Source organism: Lysinibacillus sp. GW823-FHT06C08, assembly GCF_058795135.1.
Window position 1 is genome coordinate 149,865 of the sequence record NZ_JBXAHN010000007.1, and the last position, 24,003, is coordinate 173,867.

Here is a 24,003-nt window from a genome sequence, read left to right on the forward strand (position 1 = left end):
ATCATAAAGAGGACATCTTGAGTCAGTATCACTCAAGATGTCCTCTTATTATTTTTATATTATTTTTATATTATTTTTTAACCTGAAACAATCTTTTTAATGAATTCATCCACTTCATCTTGCTCTAAATTTTCTTCTAGGGTATACCTCCCTAACATTTCAAGTTGTTCAAATGTTGGATATCTTAATTTTTTTAAATCACTGACATTTACTTGAGTACTTCCACTATATGTTCTAAAATAAAAATCCACTAATGTTGAATTTAAAAATGCGGTTAATCCAGCTGCTACGTTTAAATTTGGAAGCCCATGTTTATTGATGTGATAATAATTTACTTTATTATCAAAACCTACATATTTATCTCGAGCAGTTTCATTGGAATTGAAAATACCAGCATTTATTCTTCTCACTTCTTCTTTAGCACTCATTCTTTTCACTAACACATATATACCAGGGGGTCTAAGATTATTTTGATTTTCTTTGTTCATTATAATATTCCCTGGTTTTTTACCAACTATAGGCCATAAAACTCTACCTTGTAAAATATTTTCAGAATAAATCATAGGTAATGAAAATAAGGTAGGATTATCTGATATAGTTCCCTTTTCTCTAAAATCTACTATTGGTCCAGTTGAAACTTGAATTCCTATATCATCCAAAGTATAAGGTAAGTTATTAATAATTTTTACTACTTCCTCATCGTCCTCATTAATCATTCGAATAATTTTTTCATCATCAGTAGGAAATATAATATTATCTAGGCGTTTATTGTCTAATGAAACATTTTTGAAATTAACGTCTTTCGAGTAACTGATCTTCACTATATTTGAAAAACTTGGCTTTTTGTTTAATAAAGAGATAATTAAAGTTTCCTGTAAAACATCATCATAAAATAAACCTTCTCTATCCTCGAATAAATGTATTTGCTCTAGTTTATAATTCTTTACTAAATTTACTCTAAACTTTTCAAAATATTTTCCATTACAAAAACTACGGGGAACTATGCACACTAACTGTCCATTAGTATTTAATAAATTACATGATAAAGCCATAAAAGCAGCATAGTAATTAGGAACATCAATTTTAATTTTAAGCAAACTTCCATTATGTTCTGAATTAGTACCTAATTTTTTATATGGTGGATTCATAATAATGTAATCGAAATTTTCATTTTGTTGAGTTTGAAGTTGTTTTACACTATTAAGAATGAAGTCTTCATTCTTAATAGTGTAATTTAATTCAATACCCATAGATAAACAATACTCTTCAGCCCAAATCATATTTACTTTTAATTCTTGAATAAGATCATAATCTATTTCATATAGAAGTATATTTATTGTTTGTGGCCTAATAGACCATTCACATATTTCTGAAATTAATGCTAATGTTAGGTTACCAGTTCCACATCCAGGATCTAAGATTGTTATATTTGTTTTTTTATTATTTTTAAACATTGAACTCATATATTTCCCGATTTCCATAGGAGTGAAATATTGGCTATTTAAAACTTTCTTATTTATAGAATCACTATCATTTGAAGGGATGTTCTTTAAATCAATTTTTTGTAAATATTCTATTGTCATTTTTAAACCTCCATAACTTAATATTATACCCTTATTTTTATTAATATTTTATTTGTTTAATTTAACAATTTATTCTGTTGAAAATTAACTAAGTATTTATAGATAGTTGATATTCTGTTTTATAATATATATTTAAAATTAATTAAGATACTAAGGTATAATTTAATTATAGTAAGTACTTTACAAATGAAGCCGCTATTCATTTTCCAAGTTTAGATACTATAAAAAATTGGGCATTACTTATATTAAATTATAATTTTCAGTATTATGAATGTGATAGAATTATTAGGTAAGTGAGTTTTGAAAATAATCATAGTGGGTGTTTTAGATGTAGAAATAGGGGATACTTATTTCTTTAGGCCTATCTGAAAATAAGCAAACAATCATTGAGGAAGAGATACATATACGTTCTTATCATTAATTGAGGTAATTAAAGCGTACAAAACTGCAAATGGGAATTAAAATTGAATAAGAATTTTCACCGAGATTTGCAGCTGATGCACAAGTATTATATATTGGTGAGACAGAAAAAAGATTTAATAAAAAAGGGGAAACTTTATTTGAAAGAAAAGGATTGGATATATTTTTTTGTATGGGCCAATTCTATCCCAAGGATGCAAGAATTAAACGGAATTGTAAATCAACCTAATTGTGGGGCATCTATGTGACTGCGTTTTTAGCTATGACTAGTAAAAATGGATTTTTAAAAATATATACATGAGATTATATGGGAGACTGAAGTTGGATTGCAAATAATCCAGAGCATTTAATAATTTAAATGGTGATAGGTTTATGAGACCAAATTAGAAAGGATGTAAATGAAATGAGTGAATCAAGTTCAGATAAATTATTATCCGAGTTGAAAAGGGAACGTCAAAATATTAAAACTGATAGTTATAGTATGTCAATTGGTGAGATTGTTAACTTGTATGAAGATGGGGATATAAATTTAACACCAGCATTTCAAAGACTATTTAGATGGAATGATCAACAAAAAACAAAGTTTATTGAATCTATACTAATCGGTATCCCAATTCCGGAAATATTTGTATCTCAAAAAAGCGATGGTAAATGGGATGTTGTTGACGGGGTACAACGAATTTCTACAATTCTCCAATTAATGGGGAGATTACATTCTTTTGAGCCATTAGTATTAACGGAAAGTATGCACTTACCATCTATGGAAGGTTATACTTGGGAAGATCTCCCTAATGATATGAGGAGAATTCTTAGAAGAGGTAAAATGGGTGTAAATATTATACTTACAGAAAACAGTGTACAGGCACAATATGAACTATTTCAAAGATTAAATACAGGTGGTTTACATTTGTCGGCACAAGAAATCAGAAATTGTTTATTAATAATGGTCGATGAGGAATTCTTTGTAAATTTAGATAGAATAAAATGGAATATGGATTTCCTAAACATAATCAATATTAATCAAGAAAAAATTGAAGAAGAATATCATATGGAGTTAATAGTTAGATATTTAATTTCAAAAATTAATATTGTTGATTATAATAGATATAGCTTATCTAAAGCAATTTTGGACGATTTTATTGATGCAGAAATTGTATATATTCTGGAGAAAGATATCGATATTGATGCTGAGTTAGAGTTGTTTAAAGATACTGTTGAATTTCTTAATCAAATGCTAGGCAATAAAATATTTAGAAAATATAATGCTGATAAGGGCCAATTTGAAGGGCCGCTTTCAATAGTAAGTTTTGAGGCAATATTTGCAGGAGTAGCTGAAAATCTAGAGAAACTTAAGGAACTTTCCCAAGAGCAATTTTGTGAGTTAATAAAAGAGATGTATGTAAATGAAACTTATATGAGGTACTCTGGTAGAGGAATCCGAGCTCTTAACAGATTCAAACATTTAACAGAGTTCTCTAAGGAGTATTTTAAAATATGAGAGAAGAACAATTTGAATCATATTTACAGGATGATTTAAGTTGGAGAAAAAAGGAGATTTCAGATTTGCTATTGTTAGCTCAAGGTTCTGAGCAACAAGAAATCTTGCTGAAGTCTCTAATACTAGTGCTATATTCTCATTGGGAAGGTTATGTAAAAAAGGGAAGTAAATTATATTTAAAATATGTCTCTGAGAAAAATATAAAAATTAAAGATCTAACGGTAAATTTTAAAGGTATACATTTAAAAAATCTATCAAAGGCATGTATAGAAGGTCAAGAAAGTTTATCTTTAGCAAAAGAAATAGACTTTATTACTAGATATAGTAGTGTAGAAAATAAAAAGTTTAAAGTATCTATTAACCCAGATGATGATAGAGAAAATTGCATAGTTGAAACAGGGCACAATTTGAGTCCAAAAGTTATGAAAAACATTTTTAATTTAATTGGTCTAAAATATTGTGAGCCTATAGAGTCTCGAGAGCAATATTTGAATTCAAATTTATTAAATAATAGAAATGCAATTGGTCATGGAAGTAAAATCCCTGAAGATTCTTATCATGATTTTGATTTAATTTTAAGCGATGTAATGAAATTAAAAGAAATAATAATTATCATTCTGGATTATTTTCAAGAATCGTTATTGTATTACCAAGAAAATATGCTTTATCTTGTGGGGAATTTGGATCTTAAAAATACATATAATGATCAAAGGGCTTTGATTTTGAAACGAAAGTTAGAAGACATAGAGATTAGGGATAATTGAATCAATATATTTCTTTATAATTATATAAGCATAGTTAATACCACGCAATTTTAGATATTATTATACGACGGTAGGTTCGACTTCCCGCCCTCTTCAAAAAAAGTAGGAATTTTAAATCAAGTCAAAATCCTCATTATAAAGAGGGTTTTGACTTTTTTTCCCTGTCATAAAATTTCATTGAGTATCAATTAATTTTAGTTAAAATCGCAATTTATTTCAATGGATTAATGGATAAATTTATAGATAGAGTTTAATAAATATAATAAAATAGTAATAGAGGAGGACAGAGAATGAGTAATAAGATACATACAACGAAAAAGTTTTCTAGTTTAGATGACCAAATTGAATTATTGAAATCTAGAGGTCTAATTATTAAAGATGAAGAATTCGCTAAGAAACATTTACTTAAAAAAAATTATTTTGATTTAGTTAATGGTTTCGAAACCTTGATGTTAAAAGATTCGAAGGCTTCAAATAAGGAGTATGAGAAATTTTATTTTGAGGATTTTATATTCTTATATAGCTTTGATAAAAAATTGAATATGGAAATTTTGAAGTTATTAGATAAATTCGAAATAAAATTAAAAACATCTATGGCTCATAGATTTTGCGAAAAGTATTTTCTAACTCCAACAGACGCAAGATGCTATATTGATATTAATAAATATACGGATCCGAGATCCAATCACCTAAGTTTACCTAAAGATATTGCGAAGCCTTTAAATAAACATAAGATATTTAATCCTTCTAACTACAGAGGGTATTCAGATTTTGTAGATTTTTGCAAAAATAAATACAGTTTTTTAGCTACATACGATGATCCACCTTTTTGGATGACTATTAAAGTTTTAGAATTTGGTGTTTTATTTAAATTATTATTAGGTTTTGAAAAAGATATATTTGAAAAGGTAATAGCAGATATGGGCATGGATTACAATAAAGATAAGGAGAAATTTGTTAATTCAATTCGCATTTTTATTGAATTAAGAAATACTTGTGCTCATTTTCAGTTAGTAAATAGATTTAGAACTCCAAATAATTTAAGAATTGATAGTGGAATGATTGCAGATTTAGGTTTGAAAACTAAATTGAACCTTTCAGGAGCCCCGACTAATTATGAATTAAGATTATATGATTCTTTATTAGTATTATCACAATTTGAAAATATAAAAGGGGTAGCAACTTTAATTCATAGTTATTATAAAAAATGTAATTCAAAGAGACAGCGAACTTTAATGGAACGTCTATTTGAAAGAATGGGAAGAAAAAATCTTTCAGCATGGATTAAATTAGGTACTTGATTTTAAAATTTATTATTTATTTTAAGAATAAAGTATGATATAGTATACATATAATATATCGAGCGTGACGGCGAGTTATCCGGTAAAAGGGTTAACTGTATAGTCTAAAAAAAGGAGATGCAAAATGCATCTCCTTTTTTTATATGTTTAAATAGCTTAAAAATCCTATAATATTTAAATAGGATAAATAGTATGGTTCAATTTAATATTAATTGGGATTCAAAGACCACAAAAAAACAACATCATGTTAACAAATATTTAGTATTAATAAGGAAAAAATATATATAATTTATCTAATTTTATGTAATAAGCAGTCCCCATGGGAGGAAGAAACATAAAGGATCATAATAAAGAAGTGGTCACATTTTTACTCTTACTTTAAATAATCTAGCATTTCTATTTTTTAATGTGGTAAAATATTACTATAAAAACTTTTTTTAGTTTAAATCAGGATAATAAATAAAATAGGGGGAACAGTTTATGACAGAACAGGAGTTAGGACTGGTATTGAAAGATATGTATAATAACACCTTATGATTATTCGGTAGCTAATATACATCTGTTTGGAATTAAGTATGCTTCTATTATCACAACAAATAAACTTAATGTGAAAGAAATAGTAAATGCTTCAGGTTTAAATAGTTCATACTCAACTGAAGTTATTAAAGGGATAAAGCTATCAAAATATGTTGTTCCTAAATATTAACTTGTTACAATAATGTTAAATTTTAAAATTATTATCGTTTAAGATTTTGGGAGGATGAAAATGGCTAAGCTAACGACGCATCTATTTACTGTGTTTGATCGAAAAGACTTTACATATAGAAAAACAAACACCAAGCTAATGGAAGAATACAAGCCTAAATGGAATGAATGGAAAAACATGATTGAAGTAGCTTCGTTAGGAAAAGCAAATAATAAATATCTAAGGCTGGACGGAACAGAAGGTTGGCAAGATGGTAGGTGGGTAAAAAAACGATTCTGGACTAGAATAAAGCTTCGTGAGAGATATGGGTCAAGTTCATGTATTGCGGTAATGATAAACAAGAAAAACCTACGTATATATCTAGAGTGGCATCAACATAATGCAGATAAAGTTGGCTATTCGGAAAATACGGTTAAAGAACATAATGAATGGATTAACTTAGTTGAGCAATGGGTTTCAATTTTTAATATTCCTACTAGTATGTATAAGGTATGGACATCTCTTGAAAAAGATCATGATGAATATATTGGCTTAGATGTTTTTTTAAAAGACATTAACATTAGAAATCAAAAACTTGGGGCTATTAGGGAAAATCCAGGAGAATGGATAAGGGTAGGAGCTGTAATTTCTAAAAATGAAGCTTTAAATATTCAAAATATAGATGAATTTATTGCTCTTAGAATCAATGAACTGTATTGGATATTAGAGGAAACCCTTCTCTATTCTTTTTATAAAAATAAGCGATTCTGGCTTTTTAATGTTTATCACTCCAAAAATTCATATATTTGGGAATGTTCAAAAGAAATTGGAGTGGCTGCAATGCAATATGAAAAAGAAAGACAAAACCCTGCTTCTGTTACTCGTCAGCTTAATCTAGCAAATCAAATCTCAGAAAATGACTTTATCGTTGCATATACAGGGAATAAAGGATTTTTAGGTTTTGGTAAAATAACAAGAGAATTTTATACAGAAACTGAACCGGAAAAATTTATAACCCTTAATGGAGAGCATTGGAGACAGAGGCTAGGGGTCGACTGGTTTAAAGTGGTTGAACAGCCTGTTTATTATAGAAGGAATGGTTTTAAAAGTGCTATTGGATTAGTAGATGAAAAGGTAGTAATGGGATCATCAACAATTTTCGAATTAAATTTATCTGGATACTTATATATTAAGTATTTATTGAAAGATGCGTTAGATGAACCTAAAAACGGAGGAACTAATATGTTTACAGATTTTGGGGAGTTTGTTAAAACTCGTGGATTTTCATTTAATCAAGACCTATTAAATAATTATATTTTGTCTTTAAAATCAAAACCTTTTGTAATTCTTTCGGGTATATCTGGGACAGGTAAAACAAAAATTGCACAATTTTTTGCAGAGTATATGTGTCCGGATGAAAAGAAAGTAGTTATTAACAATGAAGATGATGCAAGTTATATATATAAGATTCAAACATACAACAAAAAATACAGCAGATTTACTATTCCAAAGCGCTTTGAAATGTACTTAGATCTCCCTCAAGCGGGTAAAACCACTGATATAACAGTAAGAGTAGAAGATGTTGTTGAAAAGTGCAAACTATATAGTGATATAAATGGCAAGTATGTTCAACTTTTTTTTAAAGGGAATGTAAGTAGCTATATAAAAGATAACTATACGATAGGCGATAGTGTACGAGTAACTTTTGAAAAAGAGGATGGAGTTCCTGGAGATATTATTACGTTTAATAGAGATCTGGTAAATCTTAAAGAAACTAATGAAAGAAGTAATCGTTATTTATTTTTATCAGTTCGCCCTGATTGGATGGATAATAATAGCCTGTTAGGATTCTATAACCCAATTACAGAAGAATATCAAACAACAGAATTATTAAAACTTTTGTTAAGAGCAAGTAAGGATTTAACAAGACCATATTTTGTTATTTTTGATGAGATGAACCTTGCAAAAGTTGAGTATTATTTTTCTGATTTTCTGAGTTGTCTTGAGAGTAGACGTGTTGGACAGGATGGGATAGTTAGGAGAGAAGCTTTACAACTTCATGACAAACAGACAATCACTTACTTAGATGAGGATGGAAGTGAATTAGATATTCCATCTAAACTTGAGATACCAGAAAACGTATATTTTACAGGAACCGTAAATATTGATGAAACAACATATATGTTTAGTCCTAAAGTGTTAGATAGGGCTAATGTTATTGAGTTTAATCATGTTGATCTCGACTCTTATGAGCTTGTTTTAAAAGATATGATGACAAATGAAAACGATTTAGCTCTATTTGCAAATGAGACCATTATAGAATCATTTACTGATGGGAGACAGTATCACAATAGATTAATAACAAAGGAATTTATATTTGATGATGAATTGTCTGCTAGTTATAAGAAAATCCAAGAAATCCATAAAATATTATTAAAACATAAACTACACTTTGGGTATCGTGTGGTTGATGAAATCTTATATTATCTATCAAATGCTCAAGAATTAGGGATTTTTAGTGCTAATGATGCTTTGGATTTTCAAATACTTCAAAGGATCTTACCTAAGTTTCACGGAAATAGAAAGAAATTAGAAAAGCCATTACTCAAATTATTAGCTTTTAGTTTTGGGATTAAAGGTGAGGAATTACAGAATTATAATTCTTTACAAAGTATCGATAAAGAATATTTTGAGGACTGGATTGAAAATAAAGAGTCTATTGAAGACCATTCTTCTATATTTGCAAATAGAGATCCTGAATTTCCAAAGACTGCACAAAAAATATACGAAATGCTAAAAGTATTACAAGATAATGGATTTGTTAGTTATATACAATAGGTGTGGCTATGGAGAAATTAAAATTTGAAGATATAAAGAATGGACAAGTAATGCAGTCATTAAAAGACTATGCGATTGAATTTTCAAGTCAAGAGATAGTAATTAAAGCTAGCCAGCAGTATCCTTCAATTTTTAAAGAAGTGAGTAGCAATGTAGGGATATTAAACTTTAGAAATTTTGTAGGGGAATGTAATTTCCTTGGTAAGCAGGTTAAGGTGAGCAGTAAAAAAATCTCCCGAAAAAATTATCAACTTATGATGGCAGACATAGTTGATAAAATGGCTCAACTACCATTTGATTTTAATACGCCTACTTTAACAAATTTTCAAGACCATGGAATGGAAGATCCTTCAATACTGTATCATCTCTTTCTAGTGGCTCGTCACTTTTTAATTGAAATCGAAAATAATGTTTCTACTTGTTTAGAAAACATAGTATCTAACCCTGCTGAAAAAATGGAACGAGTATATAGGGAGGTTCATATTTGGGAAGTGAAGCATATCTCTACACGTACCTTTAATAGCATGTTAACTAGTCCTCATAATTGGCTACCAGTAAAAGAAACGAGCGCAATTAGTAATACCGCTTTAGCAAAAAAGATATATAATAACAAAAGCAGTTACTCTATTCCTGGAGTAGTGGAAGATTATCAAGTAATAAGAAATTTTGATACTTCAGAGAATCGTTTTATTAAATATTTTTTACAAATATGTCTGGATATTATACAAAGATTCAAATTAAAAATTATTAATGAAAATAGAAATATGGTTAATAGATCAGAGTTAGTTGAGCAATGTACCCATATGGAAGAAATACTTGAAGAATGGATTCAACATGAATTTTTTTCTTTGGTAGGGGAAATGATTGAACTTCCATATAACTCAATGATCCTTCAAAAGAGAGAAGGCTATAAGGAAATTTATGATTTCTATAACAGATTACTATGCTCATTGGAATTCCAATTGCCAGAGGAAAAGTTAAAAAGACTTATTGAAAATAAAGATGTGGCACAGCTGTATGAAATTTGGACATTCATTGCAATGATCAACACCCTTGAGTATAAATTTAATATGACACCAAAAAGATCACTTGTTATTAAGACGGATGAATATCGAGCCACACTGGGTTCAGGTATATGTGTTTCTTATGAATATAAAGGGTTAGATGTTAAAATATGGTATAACAAAACCTTTTATAAGGGCAAAGGTTCTTACTCCTTAACATTGCGACCAGATATTGTATTAGAAATCGGAGATAAGAAATATATTTTTGATGCAAAGTTTAAACTTGAGTCTCTTACCTGGGATCAATCAAGTGAAGATGATATAGAAGAAACGAGCACATTTACATTTAAAAATGGTGATATTTATAAAATGCATACATACAAGGATGCAATAAGTGGTTCAGTGTTTTCGTGCATTTTATACCCAAATCCAAATGAATCTGATCCGTTATTTTTTCCAGATGGAACAGGTAATAATGGAGTCGGGGCGATTCCTTTATTACCGAGTAATTATTTAGATGTATTAGGTAAGTTTCTTAAAAAGAGATGTTTTAATATTGAAGAATGATAAGTTGGTATGAGAATACAAGATTCCCTAAAACTATTTCAAAATAAAGTGTGATTAAAATTATGTACATTACTAGTTTAATTATTTATGAGTATAAATTTAACCTTCTTGATAATAATGGTAAAAACTAAAACTTGCGAATTATTCAAACAATTTGAAGGTGACAACTATGAAAGTAAATTATATTTTTACTATATTAGTTCTATTTTGAGCTAGTTTAGTTTAATTTGGTTTGCTTCATTGTGTCATCTTTTTGTGTTTTGGAATAGGTGATAATGCAAATATGGATGAGTAAGACAGGTGGTATAAAGAAGGAACAACGGATAAAATGAAAAAAAATACTAAAATTATTGAAATCAAACTCACTGAAACTGACTCTGAACTGTTAGAAAAAGACATAGCAGATGGAAATACCTTGGAAGTTGAGTTTATTGCAGAAATGGGTACGTTTCTTTATATGCGCAAATTAGAAAAGAGGGAACAAGAATGATGGATGGGTTAGAGGTAATTGAATGCCTTTTTTAGTGTGGAAATTATATGAACTCGCTGTAACTGCAGAAATTATATTAATAAAAAAGTGAAGGTCTTGTAGAAAATTAAATAGGTATCTATCGGATTGATACCTATTTAACTATTCATAATATTTATGACTTGAATACCTATTTACAGTTATTGGATAATTATATATCTTAATGTCATAATGAATAAAACCACGTCTTTGAGCACGCATTAGTATTTGAAACATATTCAAGGACTTTGAATGAAGGTCTCGACTGGGTTCGAACTTACGATCCCCATTTTGTCGGAGCTCGTATAGGCTTTCAACGTTGAATATGAATTATTTACTAATGGTAAAAGGTTGTTAAAATTTAACTCTTAATAAAGGTTTAGAAAAGTAATCACTCAGAATCTTAAAAAAGTCTTGCCCCTACCACGTATTTTTTTGCACTCGTAGTCAAAAACGTAGTCAAATATAATCTATGCCCCCGCAAGCCTTGATATAATAACATTCTGAGACGATTGGTTCGACTCCCGCCGTCTCCATACATATGATTTCATTTAGTCTCATATAGACTCAAATGAACGTTTAAAACCCTTGTATATCAAGGGTTTTTTATTTTATACACGCATATAACCTTACATATACGCAGTATAAAAGTTGCCAAAAAGTTGTCACGGTTTTTGACAACTTTTACTCTTCTGAATCACTTTTAATAAAGTTCAAATAGTTATTCGTACTATTAGCGAGTGATTGGCGAGTTACGTGCGTATAAATCTTCATCGTTGTTTCTAAATCGGTATGCCCTAATCGTTCCATTACTTGTGCGGGTGTAAAGAAGCCAGATTCAAATAATAATGAACAATGCGTATGGCGCAGCCCATGCGTAGAAATTTCTCGAAGGTTATTCTTCTTCTGTACATCACGAATCCACTTACTCGTTTTCGAGGGATGCATCAGTTCATTATCGATATTCGAGAATAATAGCTGTTTGTTTTCAGCTTTAACTTTAAGCCGCGCTTTAGAAAGCTCTAATCGCTGCATTTCAGCCCATTCTTTCAACAACTTAAGAGTTTCTTCATCTAAATCAACAACTCGCGGTTTTGACGTCTTTGTGTTCTTAATATGCAAACCTCGAGTCGTAGAATAACCCACAGCCTTATTAACCCTCAACACTGCCGCTTCAAAGTTTACATCAGCCCATGTCAGTGCAAAAAGCTCTCCTTTACGTAATCCACTATGAGCTAGTAAATGGAATGCAGTGTATTTCAATTTAGATAAACCCTTCTTACAACAATCTAGAAATTCCGTTAATTCCTCACGATTGTAATAGTTCTCTTTAAAAACCTCATTTTCATGTTCAAACTGATTCTTCTTTTCAGAAGGAAGCTCAATACCAGTCATCGGGTTTTTCGGAATAAGATCCATCTGCACCGCTTCTTTTAAAATACGGCTGAAGTAGAAAAGGATTTTACGACTCGATTTAAGCTTTTTTGTGAGCTTTGTCATGAACTGTTTACAATCAAATATGTGATTGAATCAACGGGACGTTTTCCGAACTCCGGTAAAATGTGATTTCTAAAATACCCCATTGTTTTATCAGCTGTTGTTGACTCGACTTTAAGTTCGTAGCCTTCTTTCCATAAATCAAAAACCTCTTGAAAGGTCATTGATTTATTAGGAATAGTTGGTGCTGAAATATAAGCTTGCTCTGGATCAGGGCTGGCACTATCAACATCATTTATGGGTGATAACTTTAAAGCGAAACAAGATTTTCCAAAGCATGTCTCGTAAAGCAACCTTTGCAGACAATGCGGCCATGGAGAACTTCTTTGGCTTACTCAAACAAGAAATGTATTACGGAGAAGAATTAATCTCCTATGAAGCGTTAAAGAAGAAAATAGAGAAGTATATTGATTACTATAATAACGATCGAATTAAACAAAAATTAGCCGGCATGAGCCCGGTAAAATACCGAACTCAAGCCAGCCAAATAGCTGCATAAATAAAACTTTAACTTTAAGGGGTCACTGAACTGCACCCCGTCAAGTAGACAGTGGAAATAGTAAAAAATGTATTAAGCGGCTTGAGTCCTGAATTCTAACGGACTCAAGCCGCTTAATCTTTTCTGATAACGATAGTAATTATAAAAATGAATATAATCATCAATCGCTAGTTTTAACTCTTCATATGAATCGTACTTATGTAAATAATATTTCTCACACTTCAATGTGCCCCAAAATGATTCAATTGGTCCGTTATCAATACATCGACCAATACGGGACATACTCTGTGTCATATTGGCTGTTTCCACAATTCGCTTAAATTCCTTTGATGTATATTGAAAACCTCGATCACTATGTATTAATGGCTGTTCGCCTAATTGTAATGATTGAATAGCTGATTTGATTGTTTTGAAAACAAGGGAATTATTATTCGAATGACCGAACTGATAACTCACAATTGAACCATCATATAAATCGATAATTGCACTTAAATAAGCTTTTTTCCCATTTCCATACTTAAACTCTGTGACATCTGTACACCATTTTTCATTGGGCTTTTTCGATGTAAATGCTCTATTTAATACGTTCTCCGCCACATGATGTGCTGGGGATTTACGATAAGGCTTGCGCTTTCTACGAATAACAGACTTCAATCCACTAATCTGCATTAAACGATAAATACGCTTTTCGTTAACCATCGTTTGATTATTTTCTTTTCGCTGACGATTGATTGTCAACGTTGTACGACGATAGCCGTAAATACCATCTACTTGTTGGTAAAGGAGATGAATGTCCATTAAAATTGCTTCATTTTCAACTTCTCTGTTAGAAGGCTTGCGACTTAGCCACTTATAGTAAGCCGCACGCGAAACATCAGCTATTTCACATAGTAAAAGAATCGAAAGTTTTTCCTCTCGATGTAATTCTTGAATCGCTAAATAGCGTTGCTGTAGACGTATTTGGCTTAACGATGCCTCCTTTCGATTTCCTCTAACTTTTTTAAAAATAAATTTTCTGCACGTAAACGTTCATTTTCACGTTCAATACGTTGAATCTCTAATTTCAATTTCTCCTCAACGGTTAATTCGACTTCATCTTTTGTGCGACCACGACGATCACGTAATCCCTCTTCACCGTTCGTTTCAAATTTCTTCGTCCATTGATATACCTGTTGATACGAAACACCATAGGTGTGCGCTGCCAACTGATAATTTTTCTGGTGCTTCAAACAGTACTCGACAATCTCAATACGTTCTTCAAAAGTTGTCTTTCTTCCTTCTGTCATGGCTTGACTCATTCCTTTACCTGAATCTTTTATTTCACTATGACTAGTATACTTTTTTACCCAGCTTTTTAAAACGGAGGTACTGCTAATCTCGTATTTCGCCAACACCTCCATCTGTGAATAATTTCGTTGAATGTAGTCCTCCACAGCCGCTAATTTTAACTCTTTTGAATAGAACTTACATGAAGTAGCTTCTTGTAATCCTTCACGTCCACCTGCCTCAAATTTCATTTTCCATCTATGAAAAGTTTGATGATCTATTGAAAACCTTTCACACAATTCATTGATAGAATAGTGACCTTCTTCGAACAATTGAAGGATATATAGTTTCGACTCGAGTGGATGTTTGCTTCGCCCCATAAAAAATACTCCCCTTAGATAAACAGATTTTATTTTTTCATCTGTCTATCTAATAGGGAGCATATCACACAACCACATTGGTCTATTATTTAATTACAGTTATCGGAATGCTCAAAGTTATAGGAGCATTCCTGTTAGAAACATTTTCAGGGACTTGAAATAAAAAAAGCCCTCTTGTATGATGCTTGAGTGTCAACGGACATTGACTCATACATCTACAGAGAGGACTCATTCCAATGAATTTTAATACGAATGAAAAAATTAATCAAGTTACAGAAAATACTTTAGTCATCGGAATCGACATTGCTAAGAAAAAACACTTTGCTTGCGCAGTCGATGAACGTGGGCGGGTGCTTCAAAAATCATTTCCTTTTACACAAACACATGATGGTTTCGAATGGTTATACGGACATTTATTAGTATTGTTAGAAACACATCAAAAATCTGAAATCCTTATTGGATTTGAACCAACGGGGCACTATTGGATGAACCTTGCGGCATTTTTATCTCAACGAGGTATTCCATATGTAATGGCTAACCCGATGCACGTTAATCGTACCAAAGAATTGGACGATAACTTGCAAACTAAAAATGATCAAAAAGATGCTCTTGTTATTGCAAGATTAATGCGTGATGGACGATTTAGTCATCCACGCATTTTAGAAGGCATTGAAGCTGAACTTCGAATTGGTTCAAAATTCCGTTCTAGAATGCAAGAAGATTTAAATACCATTCATAACCGAATTATCCGATGGATAGATCTCTATTTTCCAGAGTTCTATGATACTATGCCGAATATTCTATCCTCAATAGATATAATAATAGATAGTAATTTTTATCCTTATCAAACATTACTATCGAATGTAAAACTAGTGGGCTTTTCTAAAGAAAGTATTGAGCAAGAAATAAAGAAAGCAGGACTATTGGAAGAAGAAGGGGTTAGAGAGGCTTTATTTGAATTAGAGGATTTACCACAATTTATGGGGAACTTAGCTGTAATATTAAATCCTTTTGAAAAGTATAAGACAAAATTAGTTCCTGTTGTAAAAGAATTATTAAAATTAGATGGTTTAGTTGAACGGGCATTATTGTCCTGTGGAGATTTTGGATTAAAATTAGGTAACTCAGATCTAAATGGATATTATTGTCCAAGATATTTTAGCGGATGTGCAAGATGGAAAAATTCAGTTCCAACAGTTGAATGCAATTGATTTAGAATCAGATAAGGTGAATGCGTACGAAGTAGAAGAAGGAGATATTTTATTATCTAGCCGGGGCACAGCAATTAAAATTGCGATCGTTCCAACGTTAGATAAAAAGCTTATCGCTTCGCATAACTTTATCGTTATTCGTCCTAATAACAATGTAAATTCATATTTCATTAAATCGTTTTTAGAAAGCCCAATTGGCACGTATTATATTAGCTCTAAGCAAAAAGGTACAGCTGTAGCGGTATTAAGCGTTAAAGATATCGAATCGATACCTTTACCGAAAGTTAATACAGAGACACAACAAGCACTAGGAGCTGAATTTTTAAAAGCTGATAATGAATTAGAAGATACAATTCGAATGGCAAAGGAAAAACATAGTTCCATTTATTACGAATTATATGAGAAAATAGGGTTAACTACGGCGTTTAAAATGTAAACGGTAGTATTTAAGATCAAATATTAGGAATCCTCTTAAAAAAGGGTTCCTAATGAAAGATATTAAGGGATTTAACTTCTTTTAAAATAGGAAATTCATGGAGGTTTATATGATTACATCAGAAGAAATAAAAAGAAGACTTTGGGACGGAGCAAACGAACTTCGCGGTTCAATGGATGCAAGCCGTTATAAAGATTATATGCTTGGGCTGATGTTCTATAAGTTTCTTAGTGATAAAACTTTAGAGACATTTAGAACGGCGAGTGGCTTAGGGCAATTAACGGAATCGGAATTAGTTGATGAATATAAAAAAGCGCAAGAAGAGTATGGAGAAGAATTAGAAAAAATGATTCAAGACGTACTTGGTTACTATGTAACTCCTGCGTATCTATATCAGACGTGGTTACGAGATATTGATTCGGGTGAGTTTGAAGTTCAAAAAGTAACAGATAGTTTGAATAATTTTGAGCGTACTATTGCCGTTTCGGGTGATGCAGATGACTTTAAAGGCTTATTTTCAAGTTCAACGTTGGATTTAACAGATACAGCTTTAGGTAGTAACTTAAATGAACGTAGTAAAAATATTAAAGCACTTATTTTACTATTTTCAGATTTAAACATGGTGGCATTACAAAAAGGAGATATTCTTGGTGATGCTTATGAATACCTTATCGGTCAGTTTGCAATGGAGTCGGGGAAAAAGGCGGGTGAGTTCTATACACCTCATCAAGTTAGTGAAGTTATGGCACAAATTGTAGCAAAAACAACAGAAGTTAAATCAATTTATGACCCAACTGTTGGTTCAGGTTCGTTGCTGTTAACAGTTAAGAAACATTTAAGCGAAGATGCTCAAGCAAACTTAAATTATTATGGTCAAGAAAAAAATACAGCAACCTATAACTTAACACGTATGAATTTGCTACTTCATGGTGTACGTCCAGATAAAATGACGATTAAAAATGGGGATACACTCTCACACGATTGGCCAGAAGATCCGGATCGTCCAAACGAAGGCGTACAATTTGATGCGGTTGTTATGAATCCCCCTTATTCTGCTAAAAAATGGAATAAATCAAAATTAAAAGTAAGTGACCCTCGTTTTGAAGCAGCGGGCATATTACCACCCGATTCTAAAGGAGATTTCGCTTTCCTTTTACATGGATTATTCCACTTAGGTACAAATGGAACGATGGCTATCGTATTGCCTCATGGTGTGCTATTCCGTGGGGGAGCTGAAGGTGAAATTCGCGAACGTTTACTTGAGAAAAATTACATTGATACTATCATTGGCTTACCAAGTAACCTATTCACAAATACTGGGATTCCTGTGGCGATACTTGTTTTGAAGAAAAATCGTCAAATTAATGATTCCGTACTACTCATTGATGCTTCTAGTGGCTTTATCAAAGTAGGAAAGCAAAATGTGTTACAAGAAAAAGATATTGCTAAAATCGTGGATACGTATGTAGAGCGTAGAGAAGAAGCTGGTTATAGTCACTTAGCTACTCGCAAAGAAATACTTGAAAACCAATACAATATGAATTTACCTCGTTATATTGAATCTATTGATGATGAAATTCCTCAAGATGTAGATGCTCATCTTTTAGGAGGTATTCCTCAACAGAATATAACTGACTTAAAAATTTTACAGTCTACGGTGGCAGATATTTTAGAACAATCTTTGAAACATGTCCGTGAAGGTTATGTTGAACTGATAAAACCAGTGAATGAAATAACAGTTGATGTCTTAAATGACGCACGAATTCTTGAACTATCAAAAAAAGTGGAAGATAAAGCGAACGCTTATATCGATAAATATTGGGATGCTTTACGAAATGTGGACGACCAAACAAATTTAACACAGTTGATGGAAAAAATGCTTGTTGAAATTAAGGAGATTTTATCTACATTTGACTCTATTGATGTATATGACGGCTATCAAATTGTAGCTGAAATTTGGAGAAATTCACTGACACACGATACAGAAATTATTAAATTAAGTGATTTCTATACAGCGGGACGTACTCGTGAGCCGAATATGGTTACAAAAGGAACAGGGAATAAAAAACGTGAAGAACAAGACGGTTGGGTAGGAAGTATCGTACCAAATGAGTTGATTACGAAACATTTATTTAGTCAAGAAGTAGAAGAAATTGAATCAAAGAAAACACAAATTCAAGAAATTGAAACAGAATTGTCCGAATTGGTGGATGCTGCAAAGGTAGAGGATAGTGATGAAGCTAATGCTTTAGGTGATACTTTGAACGAAGTCGGAGAGGCTTTTGAGAGTAAAGCTGTAAAAGCAGAGTTAAAAGCGGCAAGCAAAGAAACCGTAGAATATCAACTATTAAAAAAAGTCGGTCAATTATTAGATAATAAATCAGCACTTAATAAGGCTGTAAAAAATGAGGAAAAAGCACTTAAAGAAGCGGTACAAGAACGTATTTTAATTCTAACAGATGAAGAAATTGATTGCTTAATGTACGAAAAATGGTTTGGTAACACAGTAGCTATGATAGTTAATTTGGTAGAGATGCCACTTAAAAAAGAGTTAAATACATTGAAAATGCTACATGACCGTTATTCAGATACTTTATCGGTGATTGATGAACAAAGTCGCAATTTAGAATCAGCGTTTGAAGCAATGATGAATGAATTGGTGGTGAAATCATGACGGAAGAAAAGAAATTAGTACCTAAAAGACGATTTAAAGAATTTCAAAACAATCAATCTTGGGGGCAATCAAAACTTGGGGGATTAACAGATATTGTACGTGGTGCAAGTCCTCGCCCTATTCAAGATCCGAAATGGTTTGATGATAAATCAGAAGTTGGGTGGTTACGAATTGCGGATGTGACTGAACAAGATGGACGAATTCATTATCTTGAACAACGTATATCAAAGGCAGGTCAAGATAAAACTCGTGTATTAACTGAACCACATTTATTATTGAGTATTGCTGCAACAGTTGGAAAGCCTGTTGTGAACTATGTTAAGACAGGTGTACACGATGGATTTTTAATCTTTCAAAATCCGAAGTTTGATCGTGAATTCATGTTTCAATACTTAGAGATGTTCCGGCCTAAATGGTATCAATATGGACAGCCAGGTAGTCAAGTTAATTTGAATTCGGAATTAGTAAAAAATCATGAGATTATGTTACCGAGTGTAGATGAGCAAAAAAAAACAGGAGAGTTCTTTGCAAAACTAGACAGTCTTATCAATCTTCAACAGCGTAAGTTGGAAAAGGCAAATTCCTTAAAATCTGCTTATCTGTCTGAACTATTTCCCGTTGAAGGCGAGACTGAGCCGAAACGGAGGATTGCAGGATTTACGCAAGATTGGAAACAGTATAAATTGGGGGAGCTACTTGAATTAAGAAATGGTTATGCTTTTAAAAGTAAATATTTTAGTAATAGCCCAACTAAAGAAATTGTTCTGACACCTGGTAATGTTAATATTGGAGGTGGTTTTCAATATGGTAAGGGACATTATTATGACGTGGCAGGAGTTTTTCCACACAACTTTATTATGCAATCAGGAGATATCTTTGTAACAATGACTGATTTGACACCAACAGCTCAAACGCTTGGTTCACCAGCATTTGTACCGAATGACGGCAATGTATATCTTCATAATCAACGTATTGGAAAATTAATTAATTATGACGGAAATACAAATTTCTTGTTTTATTTATTATGTACTGAACAATATCGAAAACAAATTATTTCAACAGCTTCAGGAACAACTGTAAAGCATTCTTCGCCACAAAAAATATTAGATTGTTTGGTCAGCATCCCGTCAATAGAAGAACAAGAGAAAATAGGTACTTTTTTTAATAAAATTGAACATATCATCGATCTCCATCAAAGTAAGTTAGAAAAACTGCAAAATTTGAAAAAAGCCTATTTGAATGAAATGTTTATTTAAAAGGGGGTTTATGTCATGAGTAATGCACCGAAAAACGCTTCCGAAAAAATTTTTCAAGAGAAATTTGTAAAAGAATTAGAAAAGTATAAATGGAAAGCACCCGATTTTTTAGATGGTAATAAGCAAAAAGTGACTGTTAATGATTTAATAAATCATTGGCGCAGTGAATTAAACCGTATGAACGCAGATATGTTGGAAGGAGTGGAATTGACGGATAACGAATTTAAACAAGTCATGGCGAAAGTTAATCAAATTAACAATAGCTATGAAGCTGCAAAGATTTTAGCTATCGAAGAATCCACAGGAAAGATTGATGGTATTTATCGTGACGATCATCCGGATATAACAAGAAAACAGATCACGTTGACGATTTTTAAAAAGGCTGCGGTACGAGGTGGGGATTCTAGTTATCGAATTGCACGAGAAGTGCAAACACCGAATAACAACCGATTTGATATAGTCCTGTTGATTAATGGTTTACCTTTAATCAACATCGAGCAAAAACGCACAGATAAAACATTAGATGAAGCGTTCGGACAATTCATGCGTTATTATCGTGATGGTGTATATACTAATAACTTCATGGCTTTTTCGCAGATGATGGTAATGACATCTGAAATTGCTACTCGATATTTTGCAACACCTAAATCTATTAACGATTTTAATCCGAGTTTTATTTTCCATTGGTCTGATAAAGAAAATCACGTCGTCAATGATTGGGAAAAAGTGATTGGACAATTCTTAATGATTCCAATGGCACATCAAATGGTTGGAGATTATTTAGTTATTGATGAAGCCCGTGATGAAGAAAATAGACGACATATGTTAATGCGCCCATATCAAGTTCACGCTTTACAGGCAGTAGAAGGTGCTGCATTTGGTTGGGATAATAAAGAGAAATTACCGCATGGTGGTTATGTTTGGCATACTACGGGTTCGGGCAAAACGATTACGAGTTTCAAAACCGCATTATTTTTATCTACAAGAGCCGGTTTTGATAAAGTAATCTTCCTTGTAGATAGACGTGAACTCGACAATCGTACTAGTGAAAATTTTAAAGCCTACGCTGCATATGAACCTGTTTCTGTTGATGATACAAAGCACACATATCAACTAAAAAAGATACTCAAATCTGCAAAAAAAGGTATTGTGGTAACAACTACGTTCAAATTAAATACCTTAGTTAAAGAATTAGAAGACGCAAGTGATGCTAGTTTATCAGAAAAGAAATTTATTTTTATCATCGATGAAGCCCATCGTACGACAATGGGACAGATGATGGGAACTATTAAGCGTTATTTCAAGAAAAATGGAATTTTCTTTGGCTTCACAGGTACACCTTTATTTGATGAAAATAAGATTAAAGGGAAAATAAATGAAAAAAGTGAAGTCATTAATACAACTGAAAAGTTATTCGGACCAGAATTACACAAATATACTATCGATGAAGCAATTGCTGATAAAAACGTATTAGGTTTCCATGTTGATTATATCAATACAGGGGAATTCAAAAGCTATGAAGATTTAAGAGAGCAAATAGCAGAAGATATAAAGGCCGAAAAACCTCATTTAACCGATAGAGAAATTGAACGTGAAGTACAAGAAATGTCCGAATTTGAAGTCGAAAGTGAAGCTAAAAAACGTGGGTTACTAATCTATCAAGACGAAACACATATCCCACGTGTAGTAGAAGAAATTTTGAATAATTGGGATTCACAATCACAAAATAGAGAGTTTAATGCTATTTTGACAGTTGCCTATAAACCTCGTGTCATTGCTTATTACAATGAATTTAAAAAACAATTAGCCGAACGTAAAAAAAACTTAAATGTGGTAATGACATTTAGTTTTGGGAACGAAAATGATACTACACCGCTTGATCCGGAGATTGTGAAGAGCATGTTTACAGATTACGCTAAATTTACGGGCATAAAATTCATTGCAGGGGATAAAAAAAATGGTGAAAATGCTTACTTTGAAGATATAGTGGAACGTGCTACGAGAGGTGGTAGCGAACGAAATCCTAAAAATATAGACCTTGTGATTGTAGCAAATCAATTACTGACAGGGTATGATTCTAAGCGTTTAAATACATTATATGTTGATAGGTCGCTTAAACTTCAAGATTTAATTCAAGCTTATTCACGAACTAATCGTATATTTGGTTCAAATAAAGAATTCGGGACAATTATCAATTTCCAATATCCTCGAATAACTGAGGAATTAGTAACAGTCGCATTGAAGCTGTATGGAAGTGGCGGTAAGAGTAGCAAGGCGATTGTTGATACTTATGAAACTGCTGTAAATAAATTGGCTTTAAAAGTTGCAGAGATGATTCCTACTTTACCAAATCCTACGGAATGGCAGACACTTGAATTGGATGAAGAAAAAAAAGAGGAATTTCTTCTTGCCTTTAAAGACACTGCTGAACAGCTAAATTTGGTAGAACAATATTATGAATTTAAATGGGATGATTTAGCTTTTGGAATCGATGAACATACTTGGTTAAAGTATGTCGGCGCGTATAAAAACTTAACTTGGAAGCCAGGAACGCCATCTCCACCAACACCAATTAATACGCTTGTTGGAAAAACTAAGTTAGCGGGAACACAAGTAATTGATGCGAATCATATTCTTAGTTTAATTGGTTCAAAAGTTACTTCATCGAATGGTGTACAAACGGTTGATAGTGAAACACTCCGTATAATTTATGAACAAATTCAAGAATTAAGTAATATGGGTGAATTTGAACAAGCTAAATTATTGAAAGAATTCGTTGATATGGAACTCGTTTCCGGACATTTAAGTGGGAATTTAAATTTTGATGAGGCGTTTGAAATTTGGAAAGATGATAAGCTACAAAAAGAGGTAGATATATTCGCTAGTGAATGGGGAGTAAATAACGAATTATTATTAAAATCCGTACGTTCGTATTCTATTTCACAGCCAGATGTGATTCCATACAGAGAAGATATTACCCGTAGTGTAGATTTTGGAAAAGCGACAAATAAAACAGCGGGTAATATGTTAAAACATAATATATCGCTATCTAAAAAACTTCCGGAATGGATTGCTGAAGTTCGTCAAAAATATAATTAAAGTAATACTGATAATGAGTACAACAGAGAAACTATATAAAATTTTGAAGTAATAATCGCCCCACAAGCACATTCATTTTAAAAAGTTGCCACGCGCATTTTTATCACAAAAAACGCACCGCAAACCTTGATGTGACGGGGTTCTGGAAAATTACCTTCCAACCCCCGCCGTCTCCATCTAGTTGCTCAAAATACAGGTGTATCAAGGCTTTTGAAAAGAGTGATAATAATTGCGGTAACCATTCACTTTTCTTTAGCATCAAATTCAATAAATTGAGCAGGCTTGAAGTCGTTTTCCATGTCGAGAACGGCTTCTTTTTCTGTTGTAGGGTATTAATGACTTTAAATGTTTAAGGCTGTCTAAGACATGTCAGCTAAAGGTGCATATGTGAAAAAGCTTCATCCACTAGACAATGACCTTCCGATAGTGAATGAAGCTATTGTTAATTGTTTTCTTAAAGGAATCGATCAGAAGAAACTATGATTAATTGTGCTGAGTTAATCAAATTTCAAAAGTA

General features: G+C 32.0%; 15 protein-coding genes and 2 pseudogenes. 13 read left to right on the forward strand and 4 right to left on the reverse strand.

Annotated features, from left to right (window positions below; genetic code table 11):
* Positions 1 to 77: 77 nt before the first annotated feature.
* Positions 78 to 1,583: an Eco57I restriction-modification methylase domain-containing protein gene (locus AC1Q6O_RS16570; protein WP_492401744.1), complete on the reverse strand. Its 1,506-nt coding sequence runs from the start codon at positions 1,581 to 1,583 to the stop codon at positions 78 to 80.
* An 823-nt stretch (positions 1,584 to 2,406) separates the two neighbouring features.
* On the opposite strand from AC1Q6O_RS16570, the gene AC1Q6O_RS16575 reads away from it, so the two are divergent.
* The 7 genes from AC1Q6O_RS16575 (at position 2,407) to AC1Q6O_RS16605 (ending at position 11,150) form a co-directional block, all read left to right on the forward strand.
* The gene (locus AC1Q6O_RS16575; RefSeq protein WP_492401746.1) at positions 2,407 to 3,501 is read left to right on the forward strand and encodes a GmrSD restriction endonuclease domain-containing protein; all 1,095 of its coding nucleotides are present in this window, start codon (positions 2,407 to 2,409) and stop codon (positions 3,499 to 3,501) included.
* Positions 3,498 to 4,265: an MAE_28990/MAE_18760 family HEPN-like nuclease gene (locus tag AC1Q6O_RS16580; protein WP_492401747.1), complete on the forward strand. Its 768-nt coding sequence runs from the start codon at positions 3,498 to 3,500 to the stop codon at positions 4,263 to 4,265. The genes AC1Q6O_RS16575 and AC1Q6O_RS16580 overlap by 4 nt, the downstream gene beginning before the upstream one ends.
* A gap of 290 nt (positions 4,266 to 4,555) precedes the next feature.
* Positions 4,556 to 5,566, forward strand: coding sequence for an Abi family protein (locus tag AC1Q6O_RS16585; protein WP_492401749.1), 1,011 nt, complete (start codon positions 4,556 to 4,558; stop codon positions 5,564 to 5,566).
* 586 nt (positions 5,567 to 6,152) lie between these two features.
* Positions 6,153 to 6,272: an HTH-like domain-containing protein gene (locus AC1Q6O_RS16590; protein ID WP_492401798.1), complete on the forward strand. Its 120-nt coding sequence runs from the start codon at positions 6,153 to 6,155 to the stop codon at positions 6,270 to 6,272.
* A gap of 60 nt (positions 6,273 to 6,332) precedes the next feature.
* On the forward strand, positions 6,333 to 9,089 hold the full coding sequence (locus AC1Q6O_RS16595; protein ID WP_492401751.1) for an McrB family protein: 2,757 nt from the start codon (positions 6,333 to 6,335) through the stop codon (positions 9,087 to 9,089).
* Positions 9,090 to 9,097: 8 nt separating this feature from the next.
* Complete coding sequence (locus tag AC1Q6O_RS16600; RefSeq protein WP_492401753.1) at positions 9,098 to 10,660, forward strand: DUF2357 domain-containing protein; 1,563 nt, start codon at positions 9,098 to 9,100, stop codon at positions 10,658 to 10,660.
* Positions 10,661 to 10,988: 328 nt separating this feature from the next.
* Positions 10,989 to 11,150, forward strand: a complete 162-nt coding sequence (locus AC1Q6O_RS16605; RefSeq protein WP_492401754.1) for a hypothetical protein — start codon at positions 10,989 to 10,991, stop codon at positions 11,148 to 11,150.
* Positions 11,151 to 11,852: 702 nt separating this feature from the next.
* On the opposite strand, the gene AC1Q6O_RS16610 is transcribed toward AC1Q6O_RS16605, so the two are convergent.
* Positions 11,853 to 12,668, reverse strand: a complete 816-nt coding sequence (locus tag AC1Q6O_RS16610) for a tyrosine-type recombinase/integrase (protein ID WP_492401756.1) — start codon at positions 12,666 to 12,668, stop codon at positions 11,853 to 11,855.
* Entirely contained in the window at positions 12,665 to 12,829 is a 165-nt protein-coding gene (locus AC1Q6O_RS16615) for a tyrosine-type recombinase/integrase (RefSeq protein WP_492401758.1), read from the reverse strand. Before AC1Q6O_RS16615 ends, AC1Q6O_RS16610 begins: the two co-directional genes overlap by 4 nt.
* 44 nt (positions 12,830 to 12,873) lie before the next feature.
* On the opposite strand from AC1Q6O_RS16615, the pseudogene AC1Q6O_RS16620 reads away from it, so the two are divergent.
* Positions 12,874 to 13,164, forward strand: a pseudogene (locus tag AC1Q6O_RS16620) (transposase); the annotation flags it as partial.
* 72 nt (positions 13,165 to 13,236) lie between these two features.
* Here the strand turns inward: AC1Q6O_RS16620 and AC1Q6O_RS16625 are convergent.
* Positions 13,237 to 14,810 (reverse strand): IS3 family transposase gene (locus AC1Q6O_RS16625; RefSeq protein ID WP_492401760.1). Its coding sequence is split into 2 segments (ribosomal slippage): positions 13,237 to 14,168 and positions 14,168 to 14,810, totalling 1,575 coding nucleotides; the frame shifts between segments, so codons are not numbered across the junction.
* 236 nt (positions 14,811 to 15,046) lie between these two features.
* Between AC1Q6O_RS16625 and AC1Q6O_RS16630 the strand changes: the two are divergent.
* The 5 genes and pseudogenes from AC1Q6O_RS16630 to AC1Q6O_RS16650 form a co-directional block, all read left to right on the forward strand.
* Positions 15,047 to 15,607 (forward strand): annotated as a pseudogene (locus tag AC1Q6O_RS16630) (IS110 family transposase); the annotation flags it as partial.
* Between the two features lie 337 nt (positions 15,608 to 15,944).
* Positions 15,945 to 16,457, forward strand: a complete 513-nt coding sequence (locus AC1Q6O_RS16635; protein WP_492401762.1) for a restriction endonuclease subunit S — start codon at positions 15,945 to 15,947, stop codon at positions 16,455 to 16,457.
* Positions 16,458 to 16,566: 109 nt separating this feature from the next.
* On the forward strand, positions 16,567 to 19,131 hold the full coding sequence (locus AC1Q6O_RS16640) for a type I restriction-modification system subunit M (protein WP_492401764.1): 2,565 nt from the start codon (positions 16,567 to 16,569) through the stop codon (positions 19,129 to 19,131).
* Complete coding sequence (locus AC1Q6O_RS16645) at positions 19,128 to 20,387, forward strand: restriction endonuclease subunit S (protein ID WP_480206997.1); 1,260 nt, start codon at positions 19,128 to 19,130, stop codon at positions 20,385 to 20,387. The genes AC1Q6O_RS16640 and AC1Q6O_RS16645 overlap by 4 nt, the downstream gene beginning before the upstream one ends.
* Positions 20,388 to 20,402: 15 nt before the next feature.
* Positions 20,403 to 23,486 (forward strand): type I restriction endonuclease subunit R, encoded by a 3,084-nt coding sequence (locus AC1Q6O_RS16650; RefSeq protein WP_492401767.1) that lies wholly within the window; start codon positions 20,403 to 20,405, stop codon positions 23,484 to 23,486.
* Positions 23,487 to 24,003 lie beyond the last annotated feature (517 nt).

What these genes read in the sequence shown, in the direction of transcription:
- AC1Q6O_RS16575 (WP_492401746.1), top strand. Translation starts at nt 2,407, where the DNA reads ATGAGTGAATCAAGTTCAGATAAATTATTATCCGAGTTGAAAAGGGAA.
- AC1Q6O_RS16570 (WP_492401744.1), bottom strand. Translation starts at nt 1,583, where the DNA reads ATGACAATAGAATATTTACAAAAAATTGATTTAAAGAACATCCCTTCA.
- AC1Q6O_RS16600 (WP_492401753.1), top strand. Translation starts at nt 9,098, where the DNA reads ATGGAGAAATTAAAATTTGAAGATATAAAGAATGGACAAGTAATGCAG.
- AC1Q6O_RS16650 (WP_492401767.1), top strand. Translation starts at nt 20,403, where the DNA reads ATGAGTAATGCACCGAAAAACGCTTCCGAAAAAATTTTTCAAGAGAAA.
- AC1Q6O_RS16615 (WP_492401758.1), bottom strand. Translation starts at nt 12,829, where the DNA reads ATGACCTTTCAAGAGGTTTTTGATTTATGGAAAGAAGGCTACGAACTT.
- AC1Q6O_RS16635 (WP_492401762.1), top strand. Translation starts at nt 15,945, where the DNA reads ATGGATATTATTGTCCAAGATATTTTAGCGGATGTGCAAGATGGAAAA.
- AC1Q6O_RS16640 (WP_492401764.1), top strand. Translation starts at nt 16,567, where the DNA reads ATGATTACATCAGAAGAAATAAAAAGAAGACTTTGGGACGGAGCAAAC.
- AC1Q6O_RS16605 (WP_492401754.1), top strand. Translation starts at nt 10,989, where the DNA reads ATGAAAAAAAATACTAAAATTATTGAAATCAAACTCACTGAAACTGAC.
- AC1Q6O_RS16610 (WP_492401756.1), bottom strand. Translation starts at nt 12,668, where the DNA reads ATGACAAAGCTCACAAAAAAGCTTAAATCGAGTCGTAAAATCCTTTTC.
- AC1Q6O_RS16645 (WP_480206997.1), top strand. Translation starts at nt 19,128, where the DNA reads ATGACGGAAGAAAAGAAATTAGTACCTAAAAGACGATTTAAAGAATTT.
- AC1Q6O_RS16595 (WP_492401751.1), top strand. Translation starts at nt 6,333, where the DNA reads ATGGCTAAGCTAACGACGCATCTATTTACTGTGTTTGATCGAAAAGAC.
- AC1Q6O_RS16580 (WP_492401747.1), top strand. Translation starts at nt 3,498, where the DNA reads ATGAGAGAAGAACAATTTGAATCATATTTACAGGATGATTTAAGTTGG.
- AC1Q6O_RS16585 (WP_492401749.1), top strand. Translation starts at nt 4,556, where the DNA reads ATGAGTAATAAGATACATACAACGAAAAAGTTTTCTAGTTTAGATGAC.